Source organism: Algibacter sp. AS12, assembly GCF_046736315.1.
Classification (GTDB): Bacteria; Bacteroidota; Bacteroidia; order Flavobacteriales; family Flavobacteriaceae; genus Algibacter_B; species Algibacter_B amylolyticus.
In genome coordinates, this window is sequence record NZ_CP151841.1 from 3997308 (window position 1) to 4015540 (window position 18233).

Below are 18233 nucleotides of genomic sequence, written 5' to 3' on the forward strand. Positions count from 1 at the left end.
ACGTCGGTATCTATAATTTATTTTTTTTAAGTAAAATTAAATCTACTTTAAAAATAATTTTTGTCCTATGGCTAATTTGTTACTTTTTAGGCCATTTAATCGTTTTAAGGTCTCCACGCTAACTCCAGTTTTTCTAGATATACCGTACAAGGTATTTCCGCTGGCTACTATCCAAAACCCTTTTACTTCTTCTTGTTTTACCGCTTCAAAATTTCTTACTCGAAGTTTTTGTCCTGTACTAATATCAGAAGATTTTAATGCATTAGCTTGCTTTAATTTACTTGCTGTAAGTCCGTATTGTTTAGCTACAACATCTAAAGTTTCTCCTTGTTGAACAACATGATAATTCAATCTTTCAATTGAATTATCGTTGTCATTTCTTCTAGCATTTACAATAGAATCGTTTCCTTTTGAATCTTTAAAAATAAATTCGCCAGTGGCTAAATTTAATTTTGCTTCTTTTCCATTATGAAGCACATCTTTATAAACCACTTTACCTTGCGCGTGTAACCCTAAATTACACACAAAAGCGATTATAAAAACAAATGCTGCCTTATAATTTTTTTGCATTTTGAACTTTTTGTTTAGTGACAGCAATATCAATAACTTGGCTCATTTCAGTTACATAATGAAACGTTAAACCTTTTAAATACTCTGGTTTAATTTCTTCGATATCACGTCTGTTATCTTCACACAATAATATTTCTTTAATACGCGCACGCTTTGCCGCTAGTATTTTTTCCTTAATTCCTCCAACTGGTAATACTTTACCTCGCAAAGTAATTTCTCCAGTCATGGCTAAACTTTTCTTAACTTTCTTCTGTGTGAAAAGTGACACTAAAGACGTTAACATGGTTACACCTGCACTAGGACCATCTTTTGGAGTTGCTCCTTCTGGTACGTGAATATGCACGTTATATTTTTCGAAAATACTAATATCTATTCCAAAACTATCTGCATTAGATTTTATGTATTCCATAGCTATGGTAGCAGATTCTTTCATGACCTTACCCAAGTTACCAGTAATAGACATAGCGCCTTTGCCTTTAGAGAGAATAGATTCAATAAATAAAATATCGCCACCAACACGGGTCCATGCTAAACCAGTTACCACACCAGCAACATTATTATTTTCGTATTTATCGCGCTCCAATTTAGGGCCGCCTAATACTTTAATAATATCTTCGTTAGATACTTTTATGTTATAATCTTCTTCCATAGCAATATTTTTGGCTGCATAACGCACCATTTTTGCTACTTGCTTTTCAAGACCACGTACACCAGATTCTCGAGTATATCCTTCAACAATTTTTTCTAATTGTGGTTTTCCTATTTTTAAATGCGCATCGGTTAAACCATGCTCCTTTAATTGTTTTGGTAATAAATGACGCTTGGCAATTTCTACCTTTTCTTCAATGGTATAACCCGTTACATTTATAATCTCCATTCTATCGCGTAATGCAGGCTGAATGGTAGATAAACTATTAGAAGTCGCTATAAACATCACTTTAGATAGGTCATAACCCATTTCTAAAAAGTTGTCGTAAAACTCACTATTTTGTTCTGGGTCTAAAACCTCTAACATTGCTGAAGAAGGATCGCCTTGATTAGAATTTGACAATTTATCAATTTCATCTAAAACAAACACAGGGTTTGATGTTCCTGCCTTTTTTAAACTTTGAATAATACGCCCTGGCATAGCACCAATATAGGTTTTTCTATGACCACGAATTTCTGCCTCGTCACGTAAACCACCTAACGAAATACGCACATACTCTCGTCCTAAAGCCTCGGCAATAGATTTACCAAGCGATGTTTTACCAACCCCTGGAGGTCCGTAAAGGCAAAGTATTGGCGACTTCATATCATTACGAAGTTTTAAAACAGCCAAATATTCTATAATTCTTTGTTTTACATCTTCTAATCCAAAATGATCTCTATCAAGAATTTTCATGGCACGTTTTAAATCGAATTTATCTTTACTAAACTCGTTCCATGGTAAATCTAAAAATAACTCCAAATAATTTCTTTGGATAGAGTATTCTGCTACTTGCGGATTCATGCGTTGCATTTTAGCAATTTCTTTTTCAAAATGCTTAGCAACTTTTTCGTCCCATTTTTTTGATTTGGCTTTAACACGCATTTCTTCTAACTCACCATCATGACTAACGCCACCCAATTCTTCCTGAATGGTTTTCATTTGTTGGTGCAAGAAGTACTCTCGTTGTTGTTGGCTCATATCCATTTGAACTTTAGACTGAATATCATTCTTAAGTTCTAATTTCTGAAACTCAACATTCATATACTTTAAGGTTGTTAAAGCACGTGTTTTTAGCTCATCAATTTCTAAAAGCTCTTGTTTCTCATCCACTGTTAAATTCATGTTGGAAGACACGAAGTTGACTAAAAACGAATTGCTTTCTATATTTTTTATAGCAAAAGAAGCCTCACTAGGAATGTTTGGGCTTTCTTTAATAATCTCTAAAGCTAAGTCTTTTATCGAGTCTATAATTGCTGTAAACTCCTTGTTCTTTTTTGCTGGTTTAGCTTCTTGAATATCTCTTATGGTAGCAGTCATGTAAGGCACCTCAGTAAGTACTTCGGCAACTTTAAAACGTTTTTTACCCTGAATAATAACTGTAACGTTACCATCTGGCATTTTTAAAACTCTTAAAATTCTAGCTACAGTTCCTGTTTCATGAATGTCTTTAGCTCCAGGTTTTTCAACCGATTCGTCTTTTTGCGCCACAACACCAATAACTTTTCCGCCTTTATTAGCATCATTTATTAGTTTAATTGAGGCATCTCTACCAGCAGTAATAGGTATAACCACACCAGGAAACAACACCGTATTTCTTAAAGATAAAATAGGTAATGTTTCTGGTAACTCTTCGTTATTTATTGCTTCTTCGTCCTCGGGTGTCATTAACGGAATTAATTCTGAGTTCTCATCAAACTCCTGTAGTGACAAACTGTCAAGGGTTGTAAATTTAGATTTTTTCATATATATTTTTAGGTCAATCTGTCATTAAATACAGATTAATCATTTTTTAAAATTTTAATAATTACAGTAAAATACTGAATTTTAGATGTTTTCATTACAAAAAACATACATATCTATATTGTATTTTCAATAGCTATGCCAATATTTACTCATAAACTCTAAAAATGTAATAATTGTATGGTTATATCTTCCCTAACTTCTTTAAAACGAACAAAAGCGCAATAGGAAGCGCGAGTAAAACAATCATGAGTAAATTAGTTTCAAACAACCAAGGCGACAACAACAAGGTTATTACATACCCACCAATGGCGCCACCAAAATGGGCATCGTGACCAATGTTTCCTATTCTGTTTTTCATGCCATAAATAGAATACAACAAGTAACCAATACCAAATAAATACGCTGGTATTGGAATAGGAATAAAAAACATATAAAGGCTCATTCCGGGTTGTAAAAGTATCGCTGAATAAATAATACCACTTACTGCTCCACTAGCGCCTACTGCACTGTAATGGTATTCATTTTTATGAAAATAAAAAGACAATAAACTCCCTACCATAAGGCTTCCTAAATAAACCAGAAGAAATTGAATGGAACTTAAATTAGATATAACCACATCGGCAAAAAAGTATAAAGACACCATATTAAAAAGCAGATGTTGGGTATCGGCGTGTAAAAATCCAGAACTAAACATTCTTATCTGTTCACCACGTTGAACTGGACCAACTTGAAACTTATACTTCTCGAAAAAACCAAAATCATTAAATCCCTTATATGAGATTATAACATTTGCTGCAATAATTACTATGGTTACAATACTTAAATTACCCATAAGGTCTAAACGTTTATTCTTAAATTAATATATATTTGCGCTACAAATCTAAAACTTATTCATGCAATTTCTAGTTTATATTCTGGTTTATCCACTTTTATGGCTAATATCTATACTACCATTTAGAATATTGTATTTTTTATCTGATGGTTTTTATGTTTTGGTGTATTACATAATTGGCTACCGAAAAAAAGTGGTTTATGATAATATAAAGCTTGCCTTTCCTGATAAAACAGAACAAGATATTTTAAAAATAAGAAAACGTTTTTATCATCATTTATGCGATATGATGTTTGAAGCCATTAAATCTATCACGATTTCTAAGGCTGAAATGCAAAAACGGTATGTATTTACAAATGCTGAAGAAATACATAAGATAGAAAAAGAGCAACGCAGTATTGTTTTATTTATGGGACATTATGCGAGTTGGGAATGGATTTTTATTTTACAAACTCACATAAACCATAAAGGCTATGCGGTTTATAAAAGACTAGCAAATAGATATTTTGATGCGCTTGTTAAACGTATTCGTGCAAAATATAATAGCTATTTAATTACCACTAAAGAAACGTTTCCTACATTAATAAGAGCTAAAAGAAATAATGAATTAACGCTTAACGGTTTTGTTTTCGACCAATCGCCAAAACTTGATAAAGCCTTGTATTGGCAAGATTTTATGGGTGTAGAAGTACCTGTACATGTTGGAGCCGAAATACTAGCAAAGCGTTTAGGTATGGTTACGCTGTTTTTAAAGGTTAAAAAAGTTAAACGTGGTTACTACGAAGCTAGTTTTACAGATATTATAAGAGACGCAAAAGACCATAAAGATTTTGAGCTTACAGATTTATATCTTAAACGGGTTGAATCTCAAATTTATGAAGCTCCAGAATATTATTTCTGGACGCATAAACGTTGGAAACATATGGGTAAGAAACCTCAAAAATAATTTCCTAGAAAAGTTAAAATCTAATTTCCGAAAATGCATTTAATGCTCGAGTTAAGCACCTACTCTAGCAGATGGTTTAGCCCCGATTGAAACGGCATCCTTTTTAAAATTAATGAAATTCTTAACTTTGGTTCATGACTTAGTATTGGCAGATTGCCTTTACTTTAATTCAAGCCATAAGCCTTTTAAAAAGAGATAGTGGAAAGCGGGAAATAGCTTATAAAGCTATTAATTATAAAGTTTGTTTATTAAATGGAAATCGGCTAAAACTAGTGCTGCCATAGCTTCTACAATAGGTACAGCTCTTGGCACTACACAAGGATCGTGACGTCCTTTACCTTGCATCTCGACAGTGTTGCCAGCTTTATCGATGGTTTCGTATTTCTGAATTAGAGTTGCTACAGGTTTAAAAGCGACATTAAAATAAATATCCATACCGTTGCTTATACCTCCTTGAACGCCTCCTGAATAGTTGGTTTTTGTTGTGCCATCGTTATTGAAAGCATCGTTATGGTCGCTACCATACATGGTGCTGCCATGAAAACCACTACCATACTCAAAGCCTTTGACGGCGTTTATAGACAACATGGCTTTACCTAATTGGGCGTGTAATTTATCGAACACTGGTTCGCCTAATCCTACTGGTACATTTTTAATTATACAGCTTACAATACCACCAACAGTATCGCCTTTGGCACGAACTTCTTTAATATACGTTTCCATTTTTGCTGCCATATCTTGGTCTGGGCAACGCACAATATTAGATTCTATTTGCGTAAGGTCTATGTCGTTGTATGGTGTATCTAATTTCATGGTACCAACGCCAGAAACGTAAGCTTTAATTTCGATACCTTTTAGCATTTGTTTTGCAATGGCTCCAGCTACAACACGACATGCGGTTTCGCGAGCAGAACTACGTCCGCCACCACGATAATCGCGTACGCCGTACTTTTTATCGTAAGTATAATCGGCATGACTTGGTCTGTAACTATCCTTAATATGCGAGTAATCGTGAGATTTTTGGTTGGTGTTTTCTATAACAAAACCAATAGAAGTTCCTGTAGTAACGCCCTCAAAAATACCCGAATGAAATTTTACAGTATCTGGTTCTTTACGTTGCGTAACGATAGCAGATTGCCCTGGTTTTCTGCGATTTAATTCGTTTTGAATTTCATCTAAATCTAACTTAATTCCGGATGGACATCCATCAATAACACCACCTAAAGCAGGTCCGTGAGATTCTCCATAAGTTGTTAAATTAAATAGTTTTCCGAAGGAATTACCAGCCATAATTTCAATTTTTGGCTAAGTTAAATCTATTCTTATAAATACGAAAATGAAATCGTATTTAGCTTTGCCATTTTTTATAGCCAAATGCATAACAATTAGTTAACAATCAACTGACATTTAATTAATTATAGCGTAATGATTACATAATACAAAAAGTTGTTATTTGTATTGTACCAAAAATACCCGACTTGAAAATTAAAAGAAAAGTAGAAATTGCCGTAATATCCGATGTGCATTTAGGCACCTACGGCTGTCATGCCAAGCATTTATTAACTTATTTAAACAGTATTGAGCCTAAAAAACTTGTGCTTAATGGCGATATTATAGACATTTGGCAATTTAGTAAGCGTTATTTTCCTAAATCGCACATGAAAGTTATTAAGAAACTAATGTCTATGGCTTCCAATGGCGTAGAGGTTATTTACATAACTGGAAACCACGACGAAATGCTAAGAAAATTTAGCGGCACTACCATTGGAAACATCTCTATTGTAGATAAGGTTGTTTTAGAACTCGATGGGCAAAAAGCTTGGTTTTTTCATGGCGATGTGTTCGATATTTCTGTACAAAATGCCAAATGGTTGGCTAAACTGGGTGGCTATGGTTATGATTTGCTTACGCTTTTAAACCGAGGTGTAAATTGGTATTTAGACAAACGCGGTAAAGAACGTTATTCGCTATCTAAACGGGTTAAGAATGGTGTTAAAGGCGCGGTAAAATACATAAATGATTACGAGAAAGTCATTTCTGAACTGGCCATTGAAAACGAATACGATTATGTTATTTGCGGGCATATACACCAACCAAAAATGCAATATTTTGAGAATAAACATGGTAAAACCATGTATTTAAACTCTGGCGATTGGGTAGAAAATTTTACAGCTCTAGAATACCAATTTAAACGTTGGAAAATCTATAATTTTAATAAAGATAAACTAGCGCCTTTTGTTGTTTTAGATGAGGATGATGACTTGCAAATGAAAGACTTAATTGCTGCCATAACCATTGTAGATCAAGCCGAAAAAAAGAAAAAAATTAAAAAGTAATAAAAAAATTGAGTTAAACTGAATACTGCAACTGAGACTGAAACGGAGACTGATTACTGCAACTAAACAAGCGCTTCTCTTAAAATCGTTATTGGGTGCTTAGCCTCGCGATTGGTTCCATCCTTAATTTGATGCCTACAACTGGTTCCGTTTGCCGAAATTAAAACAGAATCTCCAGCCTTTCTAACTGCCGGAAACAAGGTTTGCTCACCTACTTGCATACTCACCTCATAATGTTCTTTTTCGTAACCAAAACTGCCTGCCATACCACAACAGCCACTTGGTATTATGGTAACTTTATAGTTTGCTGGTAAATTTAATACCGCAAAACTCGATAACTGGTTACTCATAGCCTTTTGGTGGCAATGCCCGTGGAACTTTATGGTTTTAGTCGCTAAGGTAAATTGCTCTGGCCTTATGTTTCCTAATTCGATTTCTTTTTGAACAAATTCTTCTATTAAAAAGGAGTTTTTTGATATCGCTTCCGCGGAAGGGGTATCGTCTGCTAATTTTAAATACTCGTCTTTAAAGGTGTATATTGCTGAAGGTTCAATACCTATAAGTGGCGTTTCTTCTGAAACTTTATCTTTAAAAAGAGCCACGTTTTTATTAGCATGCTCTTTAGCCTCTTCTAACAACCCTTTTGATAAAAAGGAACGACCAGATTCGGTATTATCAATAATTTGAACGTTATAATTTAAGGCCTTTAAAAGCTCTAACGCATCCTGTCCAATGGTAGCGTCAAGCATATTTGTAAACTCATCATTAAACAAATACACCGTTTTTATGCAACTATTAGGTTCTCTTGTTTTTTTGAAGCTTTGGTAATAAGTACTTAAATTAGGTCTTGATAGTAAAGGTAGGCTTCTTTCTTTAGCAATGCCAAAAGCATGCTTTAATAATGACGAGGTGAAACTATTAGAAAACATAAAATTTGAAAGCCCCGTAGTTTTACTCCCTAATTGGTTTAGTCTATTATTAAAAGCAAACAATTTAGTGCGCAGCGACACACCATTTTCTTTTTGATATTGGTATTGAAATTCGGCTTTTAAAGCTGCTACATTAACACTACTTGGGCATTCGCTAGAACAGGCTTTACAGCTAAGGCATAAATCGAAAACCTCCTTTAATTCCTCATGATTAAACTTATTAGATTTCTCCGAGTTGGTTAAAAACTCGCGTAACGCATTGGCTCTTGCTCGGGTAGTATCTTTTTCGTTTCTGGTAGCTCTGTAACTTGGGCACATGGTACCGCCAAACTCTGGTAATTTTCTGCAATCGCCAGAACCATTACATTTTTCTGCTTCTCTTAAAATACCGAAAGAACTAGAAAAATCTAGAAAGGTATCTAATTCGGGTTCTTGCCTATTTGGCTTATATCTTAAAGACTCATCCATTGGTAAAGCATCAATAATTTTACCAGGATTAAATATATTATCAGTATCGAAAGCTGTTTTTACGCGTTTTAAAATGTTATAGTTTGCTTCACCAATCATTAATGGAATAAACTCCGAACGCACAATACCGTCACCATGCTCGCCACTCATAGAACCGTTAAACGATTTTACTAAATGTGCTACATCGGTGGTTATTTTTCTAAATAAATCAACATCGTTAGCCTTCTTTAAATTTAAAATAGGACGCAAATGTAACTCGCCAGCACCTGCATGCGCATAATAAATAGCATCTTGCTTATAGCCTTTCATGAGCTTTGTAAACTCCGCAATATATTTCGATAAATCTGGTAAAGCTACGGCAGTATCTTCAATACATGCAGCCGATTTTTTATCGCCAATAATATTACCCAATAAACCTAAACCTGCACTACGTAAATTATTTGCTTTACTAATATCTTGCCCAATAAGTTTTGGATTAGCATAACTTAAACCCGTATCGATAATTGTTTTTTCAAGCTTATTAGCTAATAGCTTAACGGCTTCTAGAGTTTCCGCACGAACCTCACACAATAAAACAGCTTTAGGATCTCCTACTATAAACTGCCTGTTTTCTTGCTGTGTTTTATTGTGTTTTGTGCAATCTAAAATGGTTTTATCCATCATTTCGCAGGTGTACAAATCATGTTGCATAACAGGTTGTACAGCATTCAAACAACTCTCAATGCTATCAAAGTGTGCCGCCACAATAATAGCGTCAGTTGGTGGTAATTTATCTAGTTTTAAGGTTATTTGTGTGGTAAATGCCAATGTGCCTTCACTTCCAGAAAGCAGTTTACACATATTAAAATTTTGCGGAGCGTCCGTAAACACTGCAGATTTTATTAGTTCGTCAATGGCATAACCGGTATTTCTTCGGTGTATTTCTGGTTTTGGAAAATGTTTATAAATACCAGCTTTAACCTCTTCCGATTTTAATTCGTTATAAATTGTTTTATAAATTTCGCCTTCTAAGGTTTCTAGTTTAATTTTATCATGAAACGCTTCTTTAGACAATGCATTAAAAACAACTTCGCTACCATCACTTAAAATGGTATGCATTTCTAAAACTTTATCTCGTGTAACGCCATATTGTATAGAAGTTGTACCAGACGAGTTATTACCAACCATCCCTCCTATCATGCATCTATTAGAGGTTGATGTATTCGGACCAAAAAACAAACCATAAGGTTTTAAGAAATTGTTTAAAGCATCTCTAACCACACCGGGTTGCACGGTTACTGTTCGCGCCTCTTCATTAAACTTAATAATTTTAGTGAAGTATTTTGAAACATCGACCACAATACCATCTCCAACGCATTGTCCTGCTAACGATGTTCCCGCAGTTCTAGGAATTAACGATGTTTTGTTAGCCTTGGCAAAATTTATTAGCGCTTTTAAATCATCTTCATTTTTGGGGTAAGCTACTGCCAATGGCAGTTTTCTGTAAACCGAAGCATCAGTGGCATAAATGGATTTTATTAAGTCGTCGTGATATAACTCTCCCGATAACACTGATTTTAAATGGTTTAAATGCATTGCGTTAAAATATATATGATATGCGTAAATATAAACACAAAATTGGCTCTATTTTTGCTAAAGATTAAATTTTTAAAAATGGTCTTTTAACGATAAACGACCGTATATTATAACAATTAACAAAAAACAATATTTATGAAAAAATTATTTTTATTATCAGTGGCTGTATTAGGTTTTGCATTTACTTCAAATGCACAGGACATTTCGGAGAATGCTATTGGATTGCGTTTAGGAGATAGCGATGGTTTAGGTGCAGAAGTATCTTACCAACGTGCGTTAGGCGATAACAATAGATTAGAAGCCGATTTAGGTTGGAGAAGCTCAAATAATTATAATGCTTTTAAACTTACAGGTATTTACCAATGGGTTATGCCTTTAGATGGTAATTTTAACTGGTTTGTTGGTGCTGGTGGTGGATTAGCGTCTTTTGATGGTAAAGATGCTTTTGATGATGTTAGCGAAACGGCTTTATTTGTTGCCGGTGATATAGGTATCGAATATAATTTTGATATTCCGTTATTATTATCATTAGACTTTAGACCAGAATTAGGTTTTGGAGATTTTAGTGACGATTTAGATTTCGATATCGCTTTAGGTATACGTTACCAATTCTAAAAATAATAAAATCAATATATTAAAAGCACCTTTTTAAGGTGCTTTCTTTGTTTATGTACTTCTCGTTTTAAACAAATTTAGATCCAACTAACAACTTAGTCACTCTACTTTAATTCCGTAGTTCTTAACAATTATAAGCATCATCCATCTCTTTAAACTAAAAAGCTCCCTAATTGCTGCTTTTTATTTATCTTAACAAAAAAAAGAGAAATGAAAAACTTTTCCATTATTGGAATTGGTCCCAGAGGATTATATGCTTTAGAAATGCTCTTAATTAATTTAAATAAGGCAAACAAAAAACTAAACATCACCATTTTTGAACCTACTGCGCACGAAGGTGCTGGCCCTGTTTGGGATATACATCAAGCTGAAAGTAATTGGGTAAACATTCATGAACGCGCTTTAGGTGGTTTAAAAGCAAGACCTTCCTTAATTTTCGATTCAAAACAAATTAGCAGTTTCCCTTCTTATCATGACTGGTCAGAGTTTAATCAAACCCAAAAAGATCCCGATACTTTTCCGTCTAGAAAAAAAATAGGACAGTATTTGCATGAGCGCTACCTTGCTTTGGAAACCGTTTTAAAAACATCGAAGTTTTTCAAAAAAGTAAATAAAGAAGTTACTGCTCTAGATTATCAGGACAATTTAATAAAGCTATCCACCAACGAAAACCAAACCTACGTTTTTGATGCCATTTTAATTACTATAGGCCATCAACCCACCGAGCTTTCTGATGAGATGAAACAATGGAAACACTTTGCTGAAACTGAAAAAGACAACATTCAGTTTTATGTAAATCCGTATTCCGTTTGCAAATTTGAAGACCTAAAAAATCAGAAAACAAACACCATAAACATAAGAGGTTTTGGATTGGCTATGATTGATGTTATGCGCGCTTTAACAATTAATGAATTTGGATATTTTAAGGTAATTGATACGCATACTTTAAAAACCGAATACGTTCAGCTAAAACCACAAAACTTAAGACTTGTCCCTTTCTCTTTGGATGGAAATCCAATGGCTCCAAAACCATTAAACCAAGCTATTGACGATTGGTATAAACCAAATAACGAAGCACTAAGCGCTTTTAAAAACGAAATTGAATTAGCCTCGGAAAATAAAATTACTAATGATACTCACTTTCTAATAGATGCTATATCCAAAATAGCTTCGCACATCTACTTATCACTAAAAGATAGAGCGCTACCACATAACTTAAATGATAAAGCGCTTAAACTTATCATTTCAAATTGGTTGCAGGATAACAATTATAAGCACGAGCTTATCCAAAAAACAAATATATCTACTTACAAACTTATAGAGCGCTATATACAGATGGGTTTAGGAAAAATCCCCGTGAGTTTAGATTATTGTGTGGGTCAAGTTTGGCGCCATTGCCAACCTACTTTTTATGCCTCACTTTCACATTCCTTGTTAGATAATGAGGTTATTGAAGATATTATAAAACTCGATGACCGCAGTAAGCGTTACTCCTACGGACCTCCAATTGAAAGTATGCAGCAAATGCTTGCCCTAGCCGATGCTAACATTTTAGTATTTGATTTTGTAGACAACCCTGACATTGAAACGACTAACAAGGGATGGGAATTAACAAATAAAGAGGGTGACACCGTATCAACAAATATTATGATTAATAGTGTTTTAGATGCGCCTCAGCTATTAAAAGTAAATGCACCATTAGTGACTAGTTTACTTAAGAATGATTTAATACAACCTATACACACGAAATTGGGTATAGACACCTTAGAAAACGGCCAAGTAATTAGCACGATTAAAGACCATAATTTGCCCATTTTTATTTTAGGACGCTTATGTAAAGGCAGCGTTATTGGTGTAGATGCCATATTAGAATGTTTTGGTAAACGTATTGAGGATTGGGCAGATGCTTTTACAAAACAGATTTAATTTTAATTAGGCTGCTTTTCGCTTAAATATTTCCAATAGCGTTTGGGAACATGTCGAATATGAAGATTCATGTTTTTTCTAGATTCTATATTTGTACTTTTGAAATAATCCTGCCATAGCTTTTGAAACTCAAATTCTTCACCTGAAAAATATTCTTCAGAAGTTTTCGTTGGATCGAAATCATCTGAAAAATTTAAATTAATAATTTCAACTTTTTGCAAATCATAAAACAAGCCATAGTGCCTTTTTAAATCGTAAATAATCCATTTTTGATCGGCATATCTACTTTTAAAATGTTTAGAAATTAGTGGTAACACGTTAAAATCTGGTTCTATATTTGCAAAATAAATTTGATCTTTTGTCAATTTAAACCTTACAAATGCTTCCATTCTGTGTTTTTCTCTTCCTACCATTTTTGATATTTGAGATACTTTTAACACCGTAGGATTCGCATAATCTTTGTCTATAGGCACAGTGCTTTTAAAAGCATACTTTATAAAATCGAGTAATAACACTTCAATATCTTCTTTTTCACTTAAAAACGCGTAGTACACTTTAAAACTAGAAGCTTTGGATAGTTTAGTCTTTAGGCCTTTCCAAACCCTATCGGCTTTATTTGTATCGGTAATTATTGTTTCAGAATCTGAAAAAAGTAGATTTTGTACCGCCGTTTCTTTTTGAATAGCAACATCCTCTAATTTATATTCGTAAACGTTAAACACGCAGGTTAAAAACCCGTCGAAAGTACCATCGTAAATTAAATTAGAAGCCCTCATGTTAACCAAATAAATTTAGTTGGTTACTTAATGTTTTGGTGTATTTACTTGTAGAATTTTGCAAAATAAAGTTCTTAATTTGCGACGCTGTTAAATCTCTTCTTTCAAAATCGTTTGAATCGCAAATCATAAAATATCTAGCTCTGTTTAAAGCCACTCCTATCTTCTTGAGATGTTCCCAATTAAGCTTTCTATAACGTCTTGCATAAATAATTTTAGAAACCGATTTCATTCCTAAACCAGGAATTCTAGCAAGCATACGTTTATCAGCTTTATTGACATCCACCGGAAAACAATGTAAATTTCTTAAAGCCCAACTTAACTTTGGGTCTATATCTAAATCTAAATGTTGATGGTTTACATTTAATATCTCATTAACATCAAAACCATAAAATCGCATTAACCAATCTGTTTGATATAATCTGTTTTCGCGAAGCATAGGCACTTCGGTTCCTATTTGAGGTAATCGGCTATCGTAACTAATAGGAACGTAACCCGAGTAATATACACGCTTTAAATTATAGTTTTTATAAAAATGATTTGAAGTTTGCATAATTTGAAAATCATTCTCGCCACTAGCACCAATTATCATTTGTGTGCTTTGTCCTGCTGGAGCATATTTTGGGGTGCTTCTAATAATTTTCTTTTCGGCCTTATACTGTATAATCTCATTTTTAACCTTTACCATAAGTTTAATAAAATCGTCGTGATTTTTATCGGGTGCTAAAAGTTTTAATCCCGATTTGGTTGGGATTTCAATATTTACACTTAATCGATCTGCATATAAACCAGCTTCTCTCATTAACTCATCAGAAGCACCAGGAATAGATTTTAAATGAATATAACCATTAAAATTTTCTTCTACTCTAAGTTTTTTGGCAACACCTACTAAACGCTCCATAGTATAATCGGCGCTTTTAAAAATACCTGAACTTAAAAACAAACCTTCAATGTAGTTTCTACGGTAAAAATTCATGGTTAAGTCTACAACTTCTTGAACTTTAAAAGCAGCTCGTTTTATATCGTTACTTTTTCGTGTAACACAGTATGCACAATCGAAAATACAATGATTAGTAAGCAGGATTTTTAATAATGACACACAACGCCCATCCTCAGTATAAGAGTGGCAAATACCCATTCCTGTTGCATCGCCCAAACCATTATTGGTGTTCTTTCTGTTACTTCCGCTAGACGAACACGATACATCATATTTGGCGGCGTCTGCTAATATTTTAAGTTTTTCCTGGGTACGTTCAAAGGACATAAATAGATAATTTTTGAGGGTAAAAGTAGATTAAGGATTGTAAATAAAGATACGACAAAATTTTAAATTTTTACAACAATATTCAGTGTAGAGAAATTATTTATAACGCATTTAAAACAAAAGTTAACGCTATCAATTAATCTAATTTTATATACCAAAATAATTAGGTATATTACTAATATCACGATATAAAATTGTTTAAAATAATCATTATACTAATACTTTTCTCACAAATTATGAGCGCACAACACAATATACCTAATGTAATTAATGCTGAAATTAAAAAGGCGCTATCCTATTACCCCGAATTAGAGCATACAAAAATTAGTTTTAAGTTTAAAAAAAACATAAAAAAATCTACCATGCAGGCTAGACCCAGCTTTGGTAGCTTTTTTAAAAGCAGAAAAAATAGAAGCTATTTGATTTTAATAAGTGAAACCTTCAAAATTTCTGATAAAAAATTTCTAACCAAACATATTCCTTCTGATATATTAATTGGTTGGATAGGACATGAATTGGGGCATATTATGGATTATCAAAACCGAAGTAAATTAAACTTAATAAACTTTGGTATAAGATATCTGTTCTCTGAAAATCATATTGTAGAAGCAGAGCGTTCGGCCGATACTTTTGCAGTAAACCATGGTATGGAAAGCTATATTTTAAAAACAAAAAACTTCATATTAAACCATGCCGATATTAATGAAAATTATAAAAACAGAATAAAGCGCTTTTACCTGTCGCCAGAAGAAATCATGGAACTGGTAAACACTAGAAATGAAAAACTACAAACAAATTAATTTTGCTTAACAAAAGTCTCCCATTCTTTGAATTTATCTTCTCCCATAACACGTTCCATTTTTACTTGCCCACCTTTTTTCTTGTTGGCACCACTCCACTCATGAAAAACTGATGGGTTTACCAGCTTTACTTTAACACCTTTTAAAGCTTTGCTTCTAGCTACTTTATAATTTTTATTAGCTGCTTTTAAAAATCCATCTAAAGCTTCAGCAACCTCAGAATTATCAAGATTTTCGGCTTCACTGCCTATATACCAAAAATGATAAAACTCATCGTCTTCTCCTCGTTTAGCACAAATAGTATATTCTGGAATTTTAGTAGAGAATTTCTCTTCTAATTTTTGCATGGCATCATCCATTTTATTCACAGAAAGCTGAGAACCTACAGTATTCAAAAAGAACTTGGTACGTCCTGTAATTTTAATTTCGGCACGCTCAACATCAGTAAATTCTATAGTATCGCCAATTAAATAGCGCCATGCGCCACTAACGGTACTCATAATTAACACATAATCTTGATTGCGTTCTACTTGCTCCAAAGTTAAAGCAGGAGCATCTTGAGACAACGAACCATCTTTATTTATATACTCTGGTTTAAACGGAACAAACTCAAAATAAATACCACTGTCGGTATTTAATTGCATAGCATCCGTTTCTGGACGTACTTGTGTGGCCACATAACCCTCGGAAGCTAAATATGTGTCTATAACCGTAACGGGCTTACCCATTAGGGCATTAAAACTTTTTTCATAAGGGCTAAATGCCACACCTCCAGAAGTATAGACTTGTAAGTTTGGCCAAATATCGTGAATGTTCTCTAAATTGTGATGATCTATAACTTTTTGAAGCATCAATTCAATCCAAGAAGGAATACCGCTTAAAGCACCAATATCCCAATCTTTAGCACGTTCTGCAATGCGTTGAACGCGTGCATCCCAATCGTCAATTTTAGCTATTTCTTCACCTGGTTTATAATAACTTCTAAACCAAAACGGGATATTACTAGCACTTATTCCGCTAATTTCGCCTTCAAGGTGATCATTATTTTCCTCTAAATCTGTTGAGCTTCCTAGCATCATAATTTCTTTTTCGAAAAAATCAGCAGGTAAATCAAAATTATGAAGTGCGAATACTTGTTTTATTCCCGATTCTCTTATGGCAGAAATCATATCGTCCGTTACCGGAATTCGCTTACTCGTTTTACCTGTTGTACCAGAGCTTAATGCAAAATAAGACGGAGCTCCAGGCCAAGTCACATCGCTTTCACCTTCATGCAATTTGCTCCACCAGGCTTCATTAATTTTATTATAATCGAAATATGGAACTGTTTTGGCAAAGGCAGAAAGCATGGTATCGGATTCCAAAATTTCAGAAAATTTATAATGCGTTCCAAATTGAGTGTCTTTGGCTTTTTCTAAAAGCAGTTTTAAAACAGCCCTTTGAGCCTCAACATGATTGGTATCTGAAGTTAAAGTTCCTTTTAAATCAATTACTCCTTTAATAATATTTCCTAGTATAGCCATAATCTGTTTTTATTCAAAGATCGATAAAAACTCAGATTAAAATTAGCCTAAATACAATAAAAAGTAACTCAAAAGAATAAGCTTATAATACAAAACACTTTGATAAGGTGTCTTGATAAATAGCCTCGTATTTTGGAACAATAGCGTGTAAATCGAATTTTAAAGCTTCTTTACGTGCATTTACTTTAAAGGTTTTTAAACGATCCTCATCACTTAATATATATAGTGCGTTTTTGGTCATATCGTCAACATCGCCTACATCGCTTAAAAAGCCAGAAGAACCATGAATATTAACTTCTGGCAATCCTCCTGTATTACTTGATATAACAGGCACTCCTGAGGCCATGGCTTCAAGTGCCACTAAACCAAAACTTTCGGTTTGAGATGGTAATAGAAATAAGTCTGAAAAACATAAAATCTTATCGATTTCATTACTTTTTCCGAAGAATACCACCTTATTTAAAATACCTAATTCTTGACAACGTAACTCAACTTGTTCTTTTTCTGGTCCTTCGCCTATAAACATTAGTTTTGCAGGCATTTCCTTTTGAATGTTATAGAATATACTAATAACATCCTGAACGCGCTTTACGGGTCTTAAATTACTTATATGGGTTATAATTTTTTCATTATCCTGTGCCATCATACCACGTTGACAATCGGTAAAGGTATGGTTATACTTTTCTAAATCTATAAAATTTGAAACTACCGAAATCTCATTTTTAATATCAAATAATCGAAGTGTATCTTCTTTTAGACTTTTTGAAACTGTAGTTACAGCATCAGATTTATTAATGCTAAACGTTACTGCAGGTTTATAAAACGGATGGCTACCAACTAATGTGATATCTGTTCCGTGTAAGGTTGTAACAATAGGTACTAATATGCCTTCTTCTTGCAGCATTTTTTTTGCCATATATGCTGCATAAGCATGCGGAATAGCGTAATGTACATGTAATATTTCTATACCATGCAGTTTAACCATATCTACTAATTTACTAGATAAAGCCAACTCGTAAGGCTGATAATGAAATAAAGGATATTCAGGAACCGTTACTTCGTGGTAATGTACATTATTACTAATTAGTTCTAACCTTACTGGCTGGTTATACGTAATAAAATGTATTTCATGGCCACGTTTAGAAAGTTCTAGACCTAGCTCGGTAGCTACAACACCACTACCACCAAAAGTTGGATAACAAACAATACCTATTTTCATAAAATATATTCTAAATTTTC

General features: G+C 33.6%; 14 protein-coding genes. 5 read left to right on the forward strand and 9 right to left on the reverse strand.

Translation table 11 applies throughout. The features are described from left to right. Positions 1–42: 42 nt before the first annotated feature. The 3 genes from AAFN75_RS16295 to AAFN75_RS16305 form a co-directional block, all read right to left on the reverse strand. Positions 43–570: a LysM peptidoglycan-binding domain-containing protein gene (locus AAFN75_RS16295; RefSeq protein ID WP_411807357.1), complete on the reverse strand. Its 528-nt coding sequence runs from the start codon at positions 568–570 to the stop codon at positions 43–45. Then, positions 554–3004, reverse strand: coding sequence for an endopeptidase La (gene lon, locus AAFN75_RS16300; RefSeq protein ID WP_411807358.1), 2451 nt, complete (start codon positions 3002–3004; stop codon positions 554–556). Before lon ends, AAFN75_RS16295 begins: the two co-directional genes overlap by 17 nt. Before the next feature lie 181 nt (positions 3005–3185). After that, the gene (locus AAFN75_RS16305) at positions 3186–3836 is read right to left on the reverse strand and encodes a rhomboid family intramembrane serine protease (RefSeq protein ID WP_411807359.1); all 651 of its coding nucleotides are present in this window, start codon (positions 3834–3836) and stop codon (positions 3186–3188) included. Between the two features lie 61 nt (positions 3837–3897). Between AAFN75_RS16305 and AAFN75_RS16310 the strand changes: the two genes are divergently transcribed. Beyond that, entirely contained in the window at positions 3898–4782 is an 885-nt protein-coding gene (locus tag AAFN75_RS16310) for a lysophospholipid acyltransferase family protein (RefSeq protein WP_411807360.1), read from the forward strand. Between the two features lie 228 nt (positions 4783–5010). Here AAFN75_RS16310 and aroC read toward each other — a convergent pair whose 3' ends face one another. Then, on the reverse strand, positions 5011–6072 hold the full coding sequence (aroC, locus tag AAFN75_RS16315) for a chorismate synthase (RefSeq protein ID WP_411807361.1): 1062 nt from the start codon (positions 6070–6072) through the stop codon (positions 5011–5013). Positions 6073–6260: 188 nt separating this feature from the next. Between aroC and AAFN75_RS16320 the strand changes: the two genes are divergently transcribed. Continuing rightward, positions 6261–7118 (forward strand): UDP-2,3-diacylglucosamine diphosphatase, encoded by an 858-nt coding sequence (locus tag AAFN75_RS16320; protein ID WP_411807362.1) that lies wholly within the window; start codon positions 6261–6263, stop codon positions 7116–7118. A gap of 62 nt (positions 7119–7180) precedes the next feature. On the opposite strand, the gene AAFN75_RS16325 is transcribed toward AAFN75_RS16320, so the two are convergent. After that, positions 7181–10090 (reverse strand): FAD-binding and (Fe-S)-binding domain-containing protein, encoded by a 2910-nt coding sequence (locus AAFN75_RS16325; RefSeq protein ID WP_411807363.1) that lies wholly within the window; start codon positions 10088–10090, stop codon positions 7181–7183. 135 nt (positions 10091–10225) lie between these two features. On the opposite strand from AAFN75_RS16325, the gene AAFN75_RS16330 reads away from it, so the two are divergent. Both AAFN75_RS16330 and AAFN75_RS16335 read left to right on the forward strand, forming a co-directional pair. Continuing rightward, positions 10226–10705 carry a hypothetical protein gene (locus AAFN75_RS16330; RefSeq protein ID WP_411807364.1) on the forward strand — a complete coding sequence of 160 codons (480 nt, stop codon included), beginning with the start codon at positions 10226–10228 and terminating at the stop codon, positions 10703–10705. A 210-nt stretch (positions 10706–10915) separates the two neighbouring features. Continuing rightward, positions 10916–12631, forward strand: a complete 1716-nt coding sequence (locus AAFN75_RS16335) for an FAD/NAD(P)-binding protein (protein ID WP_411807365.1) — start codon at positions 10916–10918, stop codon at positions 12629–12631. A 2-nt stretch (positions 12632–12633) separates the two neighbouring features. On the opposite strand, the gene AAFN75_RS16340 is transcribed toward AAFN75_RS16335, so the two are convergent. Both AAFN75_RS16340 and AAFN75_RS16345 read right to left on the reverse strand, forming a co-directional pair. Further along, positions 12634–13407, reverse strand: coding sequence for a TIGR03915 family putative DNA repair protein (locus AAFN75_RS16340; protein WP_411807366.1), 774 nt, complete (start codon positions 13405–13407; stop codon positions 12634–12636). A gap of 1 nt (position 13408) precedes the next feature. Continuing rightward, the gene (locus AAFN75_RS16345) at positions 13409–14671 is read right to left on the reverse strand and encodes a putative DNA modification/repair radical SAM protein (protein WP_411807368.1); all 1263 of its coding nucleotides are present in this window, start codon (positions 14669–14671) and stop codon (positions 13409–13411) included. Positions 14672–14907: 236 nt separating this feature from the next. Between AAFN75_RS16345 and AAFN75_RS16350 the strand changes: the two genes are divergently transcribed. Then, a complete protein-coding gene (locus tag AAFN75_RS16350) occupies positions 14908–15471 on the forward strand; it encodes a hypothetical protein (protein WP_411807369.1) in 564 nt (187 codons plus the stop codon). Here the strand turns inward: AAFN75_RS16350 and AAFN75_RS16355 are convergent. Continuing rightward, positions 15468–16994, reverse strand: a complete 1527-nt coding sequence (locus AAFN75_RS16355) for a GH3 auxin-responsive promoter family protein (protein WP_411807370.1) — start codon at positions 16992–16994, stop codon at positions 15468–15470. The genes AAFN75_RS16350 and AAFN75_RS16355 overlap by 4 nt on opposite strands. A gap of 82 nt (positions 16995–17076) precedes the next feature. Continuing rightward, on the reverse strand, positions 17077–18213 hold the full coding sequence (gene bshA, locus AAFN75_RS16360; RefSeq protein WP_411807371.1) for an N-acetyl-alpha-D-glucosaminyl L-malate synthase BshA: 1137 nt from the start codon (positions 18211–18213) through the stop codon (positions 17077–17079). Positions 18214–18233 lie beyond the last annotated feature (20 nt).